Origin of the sequence: Veillonella sp. VA137 (genome assembly GCF_003992015.1) — a bacterium.
Taxonomy (GTDB): Bacteria; Bacillota; Negativicutes; order Veillonellales; family Veillonellaceae; genus F0422.
Genome location: NZ_RQVK01000001.1, coordinates 118,396 through 134,866 on the forward strand (window position 1 = coordinate 118,396; position 16,471 = coordinate 134,866).

The window sequence follows — 16,471 nt, forward strand, 5'->3', positions numbered from 1 at the left end:
TCTATGTAGTCTACACAAACTTAAAATCTGCATGATTCTTGCATACAGTATCTATTAATTTGATTCGTCATCTATTTCTTCTTCAACAGGCACTGGCACGGCATATACACGTTCGATACGATAGCCTTGCATTTCTGTGACTGTGAAAGTATATCCATCTACGGTAATGACGTCACCAATGGCAGGTGTTCGCTCTAACATACCGAAAATAACACCACCAATAGTATCTTCGTCCACATCACCAAAGGAAATATCCAATAGATCTTCTACCTCATCCACCAGCACTTTACCGGCAAAGTTATAAGTTCCATTAGGATTTTGAACAATGGCAGGCAAGTCACGTTCGTGTTCGTCTTGAATATCACCCACCAGTTCTTCTAGGATATCTTCTAAGCCAACTAAGCCCACCATACCACCGTATTCATCCACCACAACAGCTTGATAAATACGACGTGTCCGCATGTGCTGTAATAGAACCGATAATTTCATCACTTCTGGAATGACAAGAATATTACGACGTATGGAACGTAAATCTTTACTCGCCTCTTCACGGCGTTCCATTAAATCCTTAATATGCACCAAGCCGATAATATGATCTTTATCTTCTAAACACAATGGATATCTTGTGTGGCTTGTAGACGATACGATATGCATGGTCTCTTCAAAACTATCTTGGGTATATACACACACCACATCTTGTCGAGGAATCATAACTTCCTTCGCAATACGATCCACAAAATCGAATACATTATCGATAAGCTCACCTTCCACATGGTCAATTTCACCTTGTTGATGACTACGGCTTACCAAGGCACGGATTTCTTCTTCTGTATGAACTAAGTCAATTTCTGTACGATACGGCGCTTTGAAAGCTTTCAGTACTGTATTACCAATTTGTTCCGCAAGATATACAAAAGGAATTACAATTTTTCCAGCTAACCGAACAATCGTCACTGTAGTCCCTACATAGCGTTCAGGGAATGATAATGCTAGTCCTTTTGGGATAATTTCTCCGAAAATAAGTATTACCACAGCAAATAAAGCTAGCACAATCCATTCCACTACAATGGCATACATAGAATCATAGAAACCGAACCACTGTAGCAGAGTATCAGCACCATCTTCTAAATAGCGTCCTACATAGACTGCTAAAACGACTATAAAGAAGAGAATAAAGAAAGTGGATGTATTCATAAACCGTTCAGGTCGTTGGTATAATTCACGTAATTCTTCTTTTTTTCCATCACTCAAGGAGTCCATATCTTCTAGATGTTCTTCTCGTAATCGAGCAAAGGAGAATTTACTTATAACAAACAAACTAATGATTAAAATACAAAAGATGGCAAATAGAATCATGCCACCCGTGACGGGGGTATCGATATAAATCAGTCCTTTCTATATACACTATTTTAACAATGCCATACTCTATCTCAAGGTATGTGATTTTTCATACGTACTAATTACGGTATCCCAATTCAGATAACATACCAGATTTATTGCGCCAGTCTTTTTTTACTTTTACCCATAAATCTAGGAATACTTTTGTAGCCAATAAACGCTCTACATCACCACGAGCTTGGCGGCCAATAGTTTTTAACATGGCTCCTTGTTTACCAATGATGATACCTTTTTGGGAATCTCGCTCTACGTAAATAGTAGCTCGTACATAGGTAGTGCCATCCTCTCTCGTTTTCATTTCATCTACATCGACAGCAATGGCATGAGGAATTTCATCATGAGTCTGTAACAGGATTTTTTCACGCACAATATCAGAGATAATCAAACGTTCCGGTTGATCTGTAATCATATCATCTGGGAAGTATTTTGGACCTTCCGGTAAATGTTTTTCTAGTAAATTCACCACTTCTTCAATATTGTCTTTTTCCTTTGCAGAAATCGGCACTACTGCCTCAAAAGGATAGCTATTTTCATAGGATACGATAGCCTCTAACAAGTCTTGTTTTTCCATCGTATCAATTTTATTCACAATTAAGAATACTGGTACATTAACCTTACGAAGTTGTTCAATGACGAAGTTGTCCCCAGGACCACGTTTTTCATTCGCTGCTACTACAAATAAAACAGCCTCTACTTCACGTAAAGAATCTACCGCTTGGTCTACCATAAATTCACCTAACTTATGTTTTGGCTTATGTATACCCGGTGTATCCATGAACACAATTTGTTTCTTTTCATCTGTATAGACACAAACAATACGATTTCGCGTCGTTTGCGCTTTATCAGAAACAATAACAATTTTATCATCAATTAAGGCATTAATTAACGTAGACTTCCCTACATTAGGACGTCCTACAACGGCTACAAAGCCTGACTTAAATCCTTTTTCACTATTCATTATATGGCATATCCTCTCGTACATAACCTAAATTACCAAGCACAAATTCTTCCTCTGTGCGCATTTCTTTCTTATCGTCTTCTGTCATATGGTCATAACCTAAAATGTGTAAACAGCTATGAACAGTTAAATAGGCAAGTTCACGAATAAAATCATGATTATACTCTTTTGCTTGTTCTGCTGTACGCTCTAGGGAGATAACAATATCTCCTAATAATTGACCTTCTTCCTCGATAGAAGCTTCATCTCCTTCATTGAGGGCAAAGGATAACACATCTGTAGGCATATCTTTTCCACGGTATTCACGATTTAATTCCTGAATTTTTCCGTTGTTACAGAGGAGCACACTATATTCATCTTCCTCGTGTAATCCATACACACGAGCCACTTCATTACAGCACCGTTGAATGACTTCCTCGTAAGTGCTATTCTGTTCGATTCCCTCATCATAGGAAATACTTACAATCATTCTTGTTTCCCTTTCTCTGAAAGTTGATATTCTTCATAGGCTTTCACAATACGACCTACCAAATCATGACGCACCACATCTTGGTCAGAAAAATAAATACACCGAATCCCTTTGATGCGTTGTAACACTTGTTCTGCTTCGATTAAACCGGATGTGATTTTAGGAGGTAAATCAATTTGCGTAGGATCACCATTGACTACCATCTTTGACTGATAGCCTAAGCGAGTTAAAAACATTTTCATCTGTTCTGGCGTCGTATTCTGCCCTTCATCAAGGATCACAAAGGAACGTTCCAAGGTGCGACCACGCATGTAAGCCAATGGTGCTACCTCGATAGTCCCTTGTAAGAGCATCTTCTGCACTCGTTCTACACCGAACATATCATGTAAAGCATCATAGAGAGGACGTAAATAAGGGTCTACTTTTTCTTGTAAATCGCCTGGCAAATACCCTAGCTTTTCCCCTGCCTCTACGGCAGGTCTCGTCAAAATAATACGATCCACTTCACGATTTTTCAAGTAAAATGCTGCCAGTGCAACAGCTAAATAGGTTTTTCCTGTTCCCGCAGGACCAATACCAAAGGTGATCGTATTGCGACGGATACTATCTATATATTGTTTTTGGCCCACTGTTTTAGGAATAATAGGATTCCCCTTCACAGTCACATTGATAGTATCTTCATATAACTGAAAAAGTGATTCTTTTTCGCCTTTCAAGATCATCGTAGTAGCGGTTCGTACATGATGGTCTGTGATCTTAATGTGATTTTTAAATAAATATAACAATACATCAAGAACTTCTATCGCCACATGTACAGATGTTTCAGAACCTGTCACGTCTATGGTCGTATCTCGATGTAATATATCAACTGTCAATAGTTCTTCTAATACTTTCATGTGAGATCCTTGAGGTCCCACGATAGGTCCTACCATGTCATAAGTAGGTATGGTAAATCTCTGATTAGCCATATGCTCCCTTTCACAGAAATTTTTGAACCGCAGCGCCATGTAAATAATCATAGCCGCTGCCTTGAGAAATATCTTCGTCTTCCATAATTTGATCAATCAAATCTTGTACACGCCACCAGCCCATAGACCAATTCGTGAAGATTGTATTTTCCTCTGGCGCACGTCCTACGAGTCGTTGTAAGACAATCATAGGATCTAGGTAACGTAAAAATTCTACCACTCGTCGAGCGTATTCTTCCGCACTGATTAAGGTAAATTCACCAGCCTCATAATCACGTGCCATTTTCGTATTCTTTACTAAGTATAATGCATGGAGCTTCACTTGGTCTACTTGTAAGGCTGATAAAGTTTTCGCCCCTTCAATGACATCATCCATGGTATCCCACGGAAGATTGAGTATCATATGAGTACATACTTCAAATCCATAGCGCTTGATGCGCAGTACCGCGTCGATAAACTCCGCCATCGTATGTCCTCGATTCACCTTTTGCAGTGTATGATAGTTCACCGATTGTAGGCCTAATTCTATGTAGATATCAATGCCATATTTATTTTGTATTTCTTTTAAAATATCTAAATACGCATCATGTACACAGTCCGGGCGTGTGGCAATGGCAATACCTACCACATGTTCTAAACAAGCTTCCTCCACATACTGGCGAAACTTCTCTGGTGGTAAATAGGTGTTACTAAAATTCTGAAAGTACGGTATATATATATAGGCTTTATACTTTTTTGCGATATGCACCACAGTCTCATCAATTTGTTGTTTTACCGTCATAGAGGCTGGTCGATTTTCATAGCCTGCTCCAATTTCACCGCAGAATGTACATCCACCTACACCAGCGGATCCGTCACGATTAGGACATGTCAAAGGGAGTGCCACTGGAATTTTATAAGCCTTTTCTCCATATCGTTCTTTATAAAACGCAGATATCATACGATACCGCTTTGGTTTTGTCGTATCGCTCATGTCACACCTCCTCTCTGATCGTTGGGCTAGTAGTATCTTCGTGATGATGTATATGGTCATTTCCACATTGTTGAGGGCGTATAAAAGGTTTCGTCTCACCTTTTACGTCAATGATGATAGTATATTTTTTATCTTGGCTAGGAATAGTACCACTCAATACATGGATATTACTGTCATTCACCCCTTGGCAACTCGCACCAACAAGTATTTCTTGATTATGACATTCTCTGGTATTTCCTGCAGAACATAGATAGAAATCAGAAAGTTCCTCATCACACAATGATATTGCAGGAGTTGTAGAATCGATACACTGTTGAATCTCTAAGTATGGCAATGACTCTCCACACACCTCAATTGTATGATAATCCTGTCGGATTCTTCGCCACTCCACAAAGGAATAGTTAGGGATGTATTGTTGTACTAAACTTTCCTCACGCCAAAACACCTCAGCATCTTGCATTTCTTGCTTTCTATCTTTAGATAGACCAAATCGTTCATCACGAATTTTCCCATTGAAAGATGTCAATACATCGTAGCGAAGTAAATCACATGCCACTCGGTCCTCTTTCAAGGTGAAGAACTCATAAAGGAATGCTATTTGATCAGCATCGTTTAATTTGCGATCTTGATTCCCTTTTTCTAACCATAACTTGGTCATGTCTTCAAAATAAGCAAAGGCCGATCCTTCTTGGATTAAGCTTTCACTAATGTACCCAAAAACTGTGCGATACCGTTCACTATTATAGAACCGTTCGAATACATCTTCAAAATGTTTCAGCATGCGTACATCATCATAAGGCAATACATGGGTTTGTAACACTTCGTAAGGTGCTTTCGGATTCGCAATGTACTCGTACTCTGCCATGGAACGAACGCCAGAGCCTTTTAATAACTTTAAAAATCCAATCTGCAACGCATGAGGTTGCAAACTGAATAAATCATTGAAAGATTTCTCGAAAATAGCTTTGCTTTCATAAGGTAAGCCTACAATTAAATCCATATGCACATGAGTGCGCCCCGCCTTAATAATCGGAGGGATAACGGACTGAATACGGCCCCAATCGTTACGGCGATGGATAGCCTCTAATGTTTTATCATGCGTACTTTGAACTCCTACCTCAATCTGTATTTGACCATGACGAGTAGAACTTAGAATATCTACTTCCTTTTCAGTCATTAAAATAGATTCCATTTCCAAGTGAAAGTTCGTTTGTCCTCCATGGTCACGCATCCACTCCATCAATGGAATATGATGATGAGGAGCACAGTTGAACGTACGATCCACAAACTTCACCTGTTTTACATTGTGGCTCACAAACCAAGCCAACTCTTGCAATACCCGTTCTCGAGGAAAGAATCGAACGGTGTTGCGATTACCAGATAAACAATACTGGCAACAAAACGGACAACCTCGTGAAGATTCGTAATAGACAATTTTATTCCCTAAGGTAAGCATATCTTCTTCTGTGTATGGAAATGGTATGGTGCTTAAATCCTTCACCTCTGCCACCTCTTCAGAACCCTTAATATGACCCTGTTCTCGGCCTAAAATGCCAGGTATGATAGGATTCAAAGCAGATTGCCCCGTACGAATCGCTTTCACAAAGGAAGTGAAAGCCTCCTCAGCTTCCCCTTGCACAATGTAATCTATATAGGGATACTCTTCTAATAATTCCCTAGCAGTATAACTTACCTCTGGACCACCTAATATAATTTTCGTGTTAGGACGAACTGCTTTGATCATAGAACAAAGATGCAATGTCATATCGATATTCCAAATATAACAAGCAAACCCTAGTACATCTGCGTCTAAGGTAGTCACATTGTTTAAGATATCTAAAATAGGCATATTAATAGTGTACTCCACTATCTCATATGCCTCATCCTTTGTTCTTCCATAAGCCTGCAAATAGCGCAACGCTAAAGAAGAATGTATATATTTTGAATTCAACGTAGAAATGATAACTTTCATTGGTACCTCACTCATCGAATGAACCTAGTTCATCGGCTATTGTTCTATTATATCATATAATGCAAATACCTCACTACTGGATACCCAATAGTGAGGTATTACGATTAGAATCGATGTCTAAATCCTGCATTAATTTGCCAATTTTGTTTTACCTTATGTTTCGTTGACCCTTGTGCTTCAAAATAAAATTGTTTAGTTTCATCTTTACTTATATAGGATGCACCAAATCCATAAGTAAACCAACTATCTTGTTTCGATGGTTTTTCCACAGCCACTTCATTAAAAGTATGCGTTGTATCTCCCCATAATTCTCGTTCATGCATAATCTTAATATATGGATTAATATGTCCTGGTGTGATATTGTCTATACCAATTCTGGCACCGATACGCAGAACTAAACCTTTAAAATCATCTGTCACTGATGTTAATCCATGTTTCATGTGCATAGGATAACTACCAATACTTTGATACGTCAATTGTGCTTCTGGTTCTATATAATACTTGCGTGTATCATTTTTCTTGAAATAGAAGCGTCTACCTAGTTCAACTGATCCGAGATATGATACAGTGTGCATAGTATCAGAAGATACATCTGTATGAGAACGGTTTATCATGTCGAACCCACCACGGTAATTAGCGATATGTCCCACAATATCAACATACATATTTGTTTTTGGATGCACCCAAGCGGAATACCCACCTATTGCAGCTTGTGTGAGCTTAATAGAGCCGCTGAATTCATCTAATGTGCCACGGGCCTGTAACATACCTACATCAAGTCCATGATAGGCAATCCATGCTCCATGCTTTCTTTGCCAATCAAACCCACCTTGTATGCCATAATAGTTATTGCTATATGTACCTACCTTTACATCTCCATCGCTACTATATTTACCACCAATTAACTTTACCCAAATGTCATTAGAGTTGCGCACCTTTTTATCTAGGTGTGTTTCCCCTAATCGTTGTACTAGTGTACCCATGGTAGCCAAATTACTTTGGTATATCATATTATGTAGTACTTCAACAGCCTGAGCTCCAGAACTCAATCGACCAGTAGGATTTAAGTAAAAATCATTCTTTCCATCTGGTTCAATTTGGGCTATCTTTGAAGTTTCAGAATTAGATACAGTGAACTCATAGGCGCCTTGATCTGTAGTACCATACAGTAATTTATACTTGGCCTTATTGTCAGTCAAATCTCCTAAGTTTTCTACAAGTTTTAAGTGCTCACGGCCCTTCGTTTTAGCTGTTCCATCATCTTTATAGACAATATTATAGACTCCATCACTGCCTTTTCGAGTCACCAATCTATCAGAATCACCACTGACAATATTCCCGTTCATTTTCAGTGTGCCTGCATCCCCTATTAAATGTTTTACAGATACATTGACATACTTGTTAGCGCCTGCAAATTCTACAATGGCACCTTTGGTTAAATCCAAATCTTTCACCATGGAATCATTCGCGACTTTCCAGTGAGCGCCATTGCTCATAGTAAGATTAATCGCATTATTTGTGTTATCAATAACATCATTTTTTATGATGCCATGCTCATCAAAATACAATTTGCTTTTCTCGATAGAAGCTTCTGCCTCTGCAATCTTTTTCATAAGATTTTCTCTTACTTTAGCAGATAGGGTAGGTTTCTCTAGTGTTTTTTTCCAGCCCTCAATCTGTTTCTCAAATTTTTCAATATCCTGTGCCCGTAGGATGACATTATCATCAGCATCGACAGTTTCATCAAATAGATTCTGCTTCGATGTAAACTTTTCTTTACCTATATGAGCCTCGCCTTCAAAATAAGAGTCTTTATTACCTAAATTTAAATTAACGATACCACTATTATAGGCATGTATATCCCCTCTGATTTGAATCACTTTATCGGGTCCACCTACAATATCAACTTTGCTATTTTTTCCGTCCACACTAATAGCGTCTCCAATGCTTTTAGGATTACCCTGCGCATCATATACAGGTGTTACATCTACAGTGAGATTTCCTCTAAATATAGCTTCTAATTTAGAATCATCGGGAATTGTATCCCGATCTCTTTTACTCGCCCTGGAAGTGAGACCAATCCCATAATTTTCTGCCTCTTCTTGACCATGTCTATCTATTTTTACATTCACATCACCATCAAACTCCATCACCGTCACAGTGGGGGTTTCTTTTTTTACAGCCGTTGATCTAACCGTATTATTATAATGATTCACAAATATACCACGAGCATGACTAGAAGCTGACGTAACATTCACATTCAATGTAGATCCTACTTCTGAATGTATATGATAGTTTCCTACAGTTGTGCCATTATTAAATAATTGAATACCATTTGACTGTTTTCTAGCATAATTATCTAGCTTTGGATCATCTAATAAGGTGTTGATGGTATTCACCCCTTTAAATGTAATCGACGCAGCCGCAAGGCCCTGCTTTCCGGTACTATTCACACTGATTTGATCCACTGTTTGAATCCCAGATGACATGATATGATTGTCAACGGTAACATCCTCAAATACAATATTATTCTCTCCAGCAACACCGCCATCAGATATCAAGATACTTGATGATGGCTCATAAGCTTTCTTAGAATTAAGTGAAAAACGATAGTCCCCTTCACGTAGTCCCACAACTGATGTATTGGTATTGAACGTACTAGATGGTCCATTGGAATCTTCTAATTTACCTTTAATCGTGATATTATTAGTGCCACCCAATGCAGAAATTGCTAAAAAATTCAACGGCTTATCTTCCTTAGTTGCATCGTACGTATAAGACGTTTCCTTTCCAGGATTTGAATACACCACAGTATACTTGTCTCTTGTTATCACCTCTGCGGATACAGTCCACACATTTGTCAATAATGAAAGAGTAATACAAGATAGCAATACGTCATATCGTTTCATAATACACCCCATATACATATACACACATAACCATGCAGTCCAACCTAAACCTTATATAGAAGGCTTGAACACTTTTTTCCTGTGATTGCTGAAATAATGATAAGAATATACATACATATTATCATTAATAGCAAGCAGTTTCAATCATTTTAGATAATTATTTCTTATATACTACCCCCCCCGATTTTTACACGAATTGCATATTATAAGTGTACTCTTAACAACATACACTTCAGTTATACTATAAAAGGAGCATCTGTATAGCAGATAAACATTATATCTACACTAACCGCCTCCCTAAGGAACGCAGTTAGGCGTAGCAGCCTTCGTGGCGCCCTTACTGACCAAATAACACAAATACAAGAAGAGCACGACCTGCTCCGAACAAACATTATGAAATACCGTTTGTGAGGAGTATGCCGTGCTCTAACTATACTCTGAGAAACGCAGTTAGGCGTAGCAGCCTTCGTGGCGGTCCTTACTGACAAAATAATACAAACACAAGAAGAGCACGGCGTGCTCCGAACAAACATTATGAAATACCGTTTGTGAGGAGTATGCCGTGCTCTTCCCTTTTTATCATATTCAATTAAGACCGCCACAAGGCTGCATAGCCTTACAAGTAACGACCCACGAGGCTGCATAGCCTAATTAGTGACGTTTAAATCCCATTTTTTCCATAATGATGAACAGCATAGGGATGATTGCCACTCCAAAGAATGTGGCTGTAATCATACCAAATACTACGGTCACACCCAAGGATGCACGGGCACCAGCACCGGCACCACTTGCCAACATCAACGGCAAACAGCCAATGATGAATGCTAAAGACGTCATCAAGATAGGACGTAAACGAATCTTCGCGGCTTCAATAGCGGCATCTACATAATTCATACCTCTTTCATCGACACGAATCTTAGCATATTCAATGATCAAGATCGCATTCTTCGCCGCTAAGCCCACCAAGGTAAGCAAACCGATTTGGAAGTAAATATCCAAGGCAAAGAAATGTGTAGATTTCATCATGGCACCAATCATATTGAATAACCATGGGGCAAGTACAGCACCAAAGATACCTGTTGGAACAGATAATAGTACTGCAAATGGTACTTTCCAAGATTCATACAAGGCAGCCAACACAAGGAATACAAAGACAATACCGAATCCAAAGATAATCAACACTTGGGATCCCGCTTTGATTTCCTCACGAGTTTGTCCACCCCAATCATAGGTATATCCTTGTGGCAATGTATTTTTCGCCACTTCTTCTAATGCTTTGATAGCATCACCAGAGCTAACACCTTGCTTAGTATTACCACCAATGCTCACTGCTGGGAAGTTGTTATATCGTGTTACCACAAAGGCAGAGGTTGTCTTCTGTGGTGTAATATATGTGTCAACTGGTACCATTTGACCTGCTGCATTACGTACTGTCAACAGATGATTCATACTTGGGTCTGTACGGAACTGATTGTCCGCTTGTAACATAACTTTATAGTTTTTACCAAACTTAGTAAAGTCATTTAACTGCATGCCACCATAATACCCTTGTAAAGCCATATAAATATCTGTCACAGCTACGCCATCACGAGCTGCTCTATCACGATTCACATCAAAATTATAGGATGGTGTAGCCGTATTGAAAGTAGTATAAATACTGCGGAATTCAGGGCGTTTTTGAGCTTCTACCAAGAATTGTTGCACCACTGCATTCATTTGTTCAGTACTATGACCTGCTTTATTGATAAGATACATGGAGAAACCACCAGTGTTGCCCAGACCTGGAATAGATGGCGGATTCAATGGAATAATTGTTCCTCGTGGATCTTTAGAACCATGCATGAAAGTATTTCGAATCTTTAAGCCAAGCTGTTGATCTGGTTGCGTTCTTTCACCCCAATCTGTTAAGGATGTAAAGATTACACCACCACTCGTTTGTGCTGCCCCAGCTAAGATATCAAAGCCAGGTACTGTGATGGTCCCATCAGAATCTTTATCTTCGTTCAAGAAATGACCTAAATCAGTTAATACATCTTTTGTACGACTAGAAGTCGCCCCTGGAGGTAAGGATACAGCAACCATGAAATAGCCACTATCTTCAGCTGGTACGAATCCACTTGGCACCATACGCATCATACCAAAAGCTGCACCTAAGAAGATAGCCAATGCCAACCATGTGGCCCATAGACGATTGGACCAACGAGCTAAAAGAATACCATACTGATCGATTCTTCGATCCAAGAATCCATTAAACCACTCCAAGAAACGACCCACTATATTAGTAGTCTCTTTTGGCTTATGTGGTTTTAACATAATACCACACAATGCAGGCGTCAATGTCAATGCTACAAAGGCAGAAATAATAACAGAAATAGCTACTGTTAAAGCGAATTGTTTATACAATACCCCCGTTAAACCACCCATGAAGGCCACTGGAACGAATACGGAAATCAATACGAAAGCAATACCAACAACAGGGCCTTGTACTTTTTCCATGGCTGCTACGGTAGCCGCCTTTGGTTTCAACCCATTGTAGCGCATTTCATATTCTACAGCTTCGATTACGACGATCGCATCATCCACGACGAGACCGATCGCTAACACCATGGCTAGCAAAGTCAATGTATTAACAGTAAAGCCCATTACTTGGAACGCCGCAAAAGTACCAATCAAAGATACTGGCACTGCAATCATTGGAATCACTGTAGACTGCCATGTTTGCAAGAACAAGTACACAATAATCGCTACGAGAATCAAGGCTTCTTCAAAGGTTTTTACTACTTCTTTCATAGAAGCTTTTACAAATTTTGTATTATCTACAATAATCTTCGCTTGCATATCCGGTGGGAATGCTTCTTCTTGTTGGTGAATAACCTCTTTTACAGCATTGATTGTTTCTAATGCATTCGCATCATTCGTTAAAGAAACAGCAAATACAGCTACTGGTTTATCATTGCCCGTTTCTTTTGAGAAACTTGTAGGCTCTACAGAATAACTTTGTGCCCCTAATTCAACACGAGCTACATCTTTTAAATGCAATAAATTATTCTTTTTATCCTTTTTAATAACAATATTTTCAAATTCAGAAATTTCAGCCAAACGACCTTGCACTTTTACAGATGTGTTGAACGCCTGATCTTTATCGATTGGGTCAGAACCTAATGCACCCGCTGCAGCCTGTTTGTTTTGGCTACGAATTGCATTACTTACATCTGTAATAGTAACCCCAAATTTAGACATTTTTGTTGGGTCAAGCCAAATACGCATGGCATAATCAGCACCGAACTCTTGCACTGTACCCACACCATTCACAGATTTGATGGCATCCATCATATAGTTAGTGGCATAGTTTTTTAAGAAAGTTCTATCATAACTACCGTTTGGAGATACCAAGGAGAATACCATGGCCATATCCCCAGAAGATTTCGTAGTGGTCACACCTACCGTTTGTACTTCGGATGGCAAAGATGCCAAGGCACGGGCTACACGGTTTTGTACGTTTACCGTATCCATATCGGCATCAGTTCCTTGCTCAAATTGAACTGTCAAGTTATAGGAACCATCCCCTGTACTCGTGGATTGCATATAATCCATATTTTGGACGCCAACGATTTGTTTTTCGATGACTGCCGCTACCGATTCGCTTACAACCTCAGCATTGGCCCCCATGTAGGCAGTACGTACCTGTACTTGCGGTGGAGAAATCTGTGGATATCTGTCGATCGGCAGTTTTGATAAGGAAATCAACCCTAGCAATGTAATAATAATAGAGATTACGATGGCAAAGATAGGGCGATTAATAAAGAATTTTGACACAATATCACCCTAATTACCTTTCTCAATATCTTCCTTGCTTAATAAAGTTGCCTTAACTTCTGCTCCATTTTTCGCTTTTGTTAAGCCGTCAACAACGATTTCATCGCCTACAGTTAACCCTTTTCCATCTTTGGAAGGACGAATGATGGTGTATTTACCACTAGTACCACTTGTTGTGACAGGTACTTGTTCTACTTTACCATCTCGGATGACCATCACAAATGTTTTATCTAGTACTTGTAATAAAGCACGAGATGGCACTAAGATCGCCCCTTGAATAGTTTCACCGCTAGTAATAACGGATGCATACATATTTGGCAACAACATATGATTTGGGTTCGGGAAGGCCGCTTTCAAAATCAACTGACCTGTACCATTATCCAAGTTTTTCGCAGCTTCTACAATATGACCTTTAATAGTACTTACAATTTTATGATTGTCATCATAGGTACCATAAATCTCACCATTGGACAATTTCAATTCTACTTCCCCATCAACAGAACGATGTGCTTTTTTATATTCTAAGTACTCTGCTTCACTCATGCTAAATTGTACATATACTGGATCTGTAGAGTTCAATGTGACAAGTGCTGTTTGTCCAGCTGTAACGAATGTACCTAAATCTACATCATCCATTTCCAATGTACCATCAAATGGCGCATATACAACCGTATCTTGTAAATTATTTTCCGCTAAGCGGATTTGTGCTTCCATAGCTTCTAAGGCTGCGCGATTTTGGGCTGCCACACTAGCTTGTGTATCTAATGTTTGGCGGGCAATAGCATCTTCATTGGCCAATGTTTGATAGCGCTGTAAATCGACTTGAGAGTTTTGGTACGCTGCGCTAGATCGTGCTGCATTGGCTTGTGCACTAGCTAGGTTCGCTTCATATTGACGTCCATCGAGACGATACAATGCTTGACCGGCTTTTACCGTGTCGCCCCCTTTTACATATTTTTCAACAACTCGACCGGATACATTCGCGCGAATCACAATAGAGTTTTGCGCCAATACAGTACCATTGAAAGATTCTTGTACATTTGTATCAGTAGCTGTGATTTTATAGGAGTTAACCTCCGTTGGACCTTGCCCCGGAGCTTGTCCACCACAACCAGATACAAGTACAAGGGCTGCCAAGCTAGCTGCCACTAAACCATTATACGCTTGTTTTTTCATTCATTTCACCCTTATTTGTAATACCCTGTAATATAACTGAAATAACCTTTGGCATATATTTATAAATATCCTCATGATGATTGGAGCTTTCAAACACAATGCGTCGTACAGCACCTTGCAACATCATAATGATAATATCAACATCCACATAGCGAGCAATAGTTCCTTGCTCTTGTTGGTGTAGTAAATAGTGTTTAAGTAAGTCCCAATCTTTCTTGAACAAAGTTTTCAACGTTTCTTGTAGTTGCGGTATAGATAAGAAGATTTCCATGAAAGATTATCCACTGAAAGCCGCATACAAATTTGATCGTACTTTAAAATACCTATCTAATACTTCTTCTACAGTAAGACTTTTATTGTTCACAATATTCTCATGCTGTCTGTAAAAATCTTCTGCCCCATGGACTAAAATGGTTTCTACAATTTCATGTTTAGAACGAAATTGTTCATACAACGTACGTTTACTGATAGTCAGTGCTTTTGCTAAATCATCCATGCGGAATGATATGCCTTGCTCTTCAATCATTATGGCCGCCGCTGCTAAAATTTTCTCTTTAACCGTAACCAATATAGCCCTCCTTTCACACTATAAGTAAAGATTTACAAAACTCAACTAATGTATTTCAGTACCAATCTTTAGTTTACTTAAAATAGGAACAAATGTCAAACTATGAAACCCATCAATTCGATGATGTCTATATACCCCAAACTTTTATTTTTAGAAAGTTTAGGGTATGAATAACCCAAACTTTTATTTTTAAAGAGTTTAGGGCATGAATAACCTAAATTTGCAAGCAAAAAAATGCCACGCCTTAGCGCAGCATTTCTTTGAAAGCAGATTAATTATCCCATACTTTAGGAATATAATATTCAGTAAATAGTTTTATCGCATAGTTATCTGTCAGACCCGCCACATAATCCACAATATCTTGGTCTGTAATGGGATTGTCATGATGGATTTCATGGCGAATCGCCTCGGGGTGTTCTTTATAGTACATAAATAAGTGTTTTACCACATAGTCACCTTTATTCCGATCTGGAATTAACGACGGTGCCCGATAGACACGTTCAAACATAAAACGACGGAAAATATTCATAGTTTCCACACCACGTTCTGACATAGAAATCACCGGTTGATCCATAGAGGATGTCACCATGTCTGTGACCATGGCAGTAATCATTTTGGAATGGGTATCTCCAAAGACCTGTACCACTTCTTTCGGTAAATCATTCACTCTGAGCATATGTGCTCGCAACGCATCATCAAAATCATGACACAAATAGGCGATACGATCAGCAGTGCGTATAATCTGCCCTTCCAAGGTAAGAGGCATATGAGAACCTGTATGCCCTAAAATACCATCACGAACAGCAGTTGTTAGGTTAAGACCTTGTCCATCCTTTTCTATACTTTCCACCATGCGCAAGCTTTGCTCATTATGATTGAAATGACCTACCATATCACGAAGGGCGTATTCCCCCACATGTCCAAATGGTGTATGTCCCACATCATGCCCCATAGCGATAGCCTCTGTCAAATCTTCATTCAACCGCAACGCCCGTGCAATGGTACGTCCAATCTGTCCCACTTCTAAGGTATGTGTCATACGAGTCCGATAATGGTCCCCTGGAGCAATATATACTTGTGTTTTATGTTTTAATCGACGGAAACATTTGCTATGTAAAATACGATCTCGATCTCGTTGAAAATCCGTCCGATATGGATCAGGCTCTTCCTTACGATCTCTTACAGATTCTCTACTTTTAGCCGCATAAGGACTTAACATAGTATATTCTCGTTCTTCTAGCATTTCACGAATACTCATATGACA

12 protein-coding genes are annotated in these 16,471 nt (G+C 39.2%); all 12 read right to left on the reverse strand.

Features of this window, described 5'->3' with window-relative positions:
- Positions 1-54: 54 nt before the first annotated feature.
- Positions 55-1,356 (reverse strand): hemolysin family protein, encoded by a 1,302-nt coding sequence (locus EO116_RS00560; protein ID WP_127160187.1) that lies wholly within the window; start codon positions 1,354-1,356, stop codon positions 55-57.
- Between the two features lie 100 nt (positions 1,357-1,456).
- Complete coding sequence (gene era, locus EO116_RS00565; protein ID WP_127010370.1) at positions 1,457-2,356, reverse strand: GTPase Era; 900 nt, start codon at positions 2,354-2,356, stop codon at positions 1,457-1,459.
- The gene (gene ybeY, locus EO116_RS00570; RefSeq protein ID WP_127160188.1) at positions 2,349-2,825 is read right to left on the reverse strand and encodes an rRNA maturation RNase YbeY; all 477 of its coding nucleotides are present in this window, start codon (positions 2,823-2,825) and stop codon (positions 2,349-2,351) included. The genes era and ybeY overlap by 8 nt, the downstream gene beginning before the upstream one ends.
- Positions 2,822-3,793 (reverse strand): PhoH family protein, encoded by a 972-nt coding sequence (locus EO116_RS00575; RefSeq protein WP_127160189.1) that lies wholly within the window; start codon positions 3,791-3,793, stop codon positions 2,822-2,824. Before EO116_RS00575 ends, ybeY begins: the two co-directional genes overlap by 4 nt.
- A gap of 10 nt (positions 3,794-3,803) precedes the next feature.
- Entirely contained in the window at positions 3,804-4,766 is a 963-nt protein-coding gene (locus EO116_RS00580; RefSeq protein ID WP_127160190.1) for a TIGR01212 family radical SAM protein, read from the reverse strand.
- 1 nt (position 4,767) lies between these two features.
- Entirely contained in the window at positions 4,768-6,738 is a 1,971-nt protein-coding gene (locus tag EO116_RS00585) for a B12-binding domain-containing radical SAM protein (protein ID WP_240629082.1), read from the reverse strand.
- A gap of 104 nt (positions 6,739-6,842) precedes the next feature.
- Positions 6,843-9,647, reverse strand: a complete 2,805-nt coding sequence (locus tag EO116_RS00590; RefSeq protein ID WP_164726012.1) for an autotransporter outer membrane beta-barrel domain-containing protein — start codon at positions 9,645-9,647, stop codon at positions 6,843-6,845.
- Positions 9,648-10,298: 651 nt separating this feature from the next.
- The gene (locus EO116_RS00595; RefSeq protein WP_127160192.1) at positions 10,299-13,463 is read right to left on the reverse strand and encodes an efflux RND transporter permease subunit; all 3,165 of its coding nucleotides are present in this window, start codon (positions 13,461-13,463) and stop codon (positions 10,299-10,301) included.
- A gap of 9 nt (positions 13,464-13,472) precedes the next feature.
- A complete protein-coding gene (locus tag EO116_RS00600) occupies positions 13,473-14,639 on the reverse strand; it encodes an efflux RND transporter periplasmic adaptor subunit (protein ID WP_127160193.1) in 1,167 nt (388 codons plus the stop codon).
- Positions 14,620-14,910: a hypothetical protein gene (locus tag EO116_RS00605; protein ID WP_127160194.1), complete on the reverse strand. Its 291-nt coding sequence runs from the start codon at positions 14,908-14,910 to the stop codon at positions 14,620-14,622. The genes EO116_RS00600 and EO116_RS00605 overlap by 20 nt, the downstream gene beginning before the upstream one ends.
- A 6-nt stretch (positions 14,911-14,916) precedes the next feature.
- Positions 14,917-15,207 (reverse strand): TetR/AcrR family transcriptional regulator, encoded by a 291-nt coding sequence (locus EO116_RS00610; RefSeq protein WP_127160195.1) that lies wholly within the window; start codon positions 15,205-15,207, stop codon positions 14,917-14,919.
- Positions 15,208-15,478: 271 nt separating this feature from the next.
- The gene (locus tag EO116_RS00615) at positions 15,479-16,465 is read right to left on the reverse strand and encodes a deoxyguanosinetriphosphate triphosphohydrolase (protein WP_062402936.1); all 987 of its coding nucleotides are present in this window, start codon (positions 16,463-16,465) and stop codon (positions 15,479-15,481) included.
- Between the last annotated feature and the right edge of the window lie 6 nt (positions 16,466-16,471).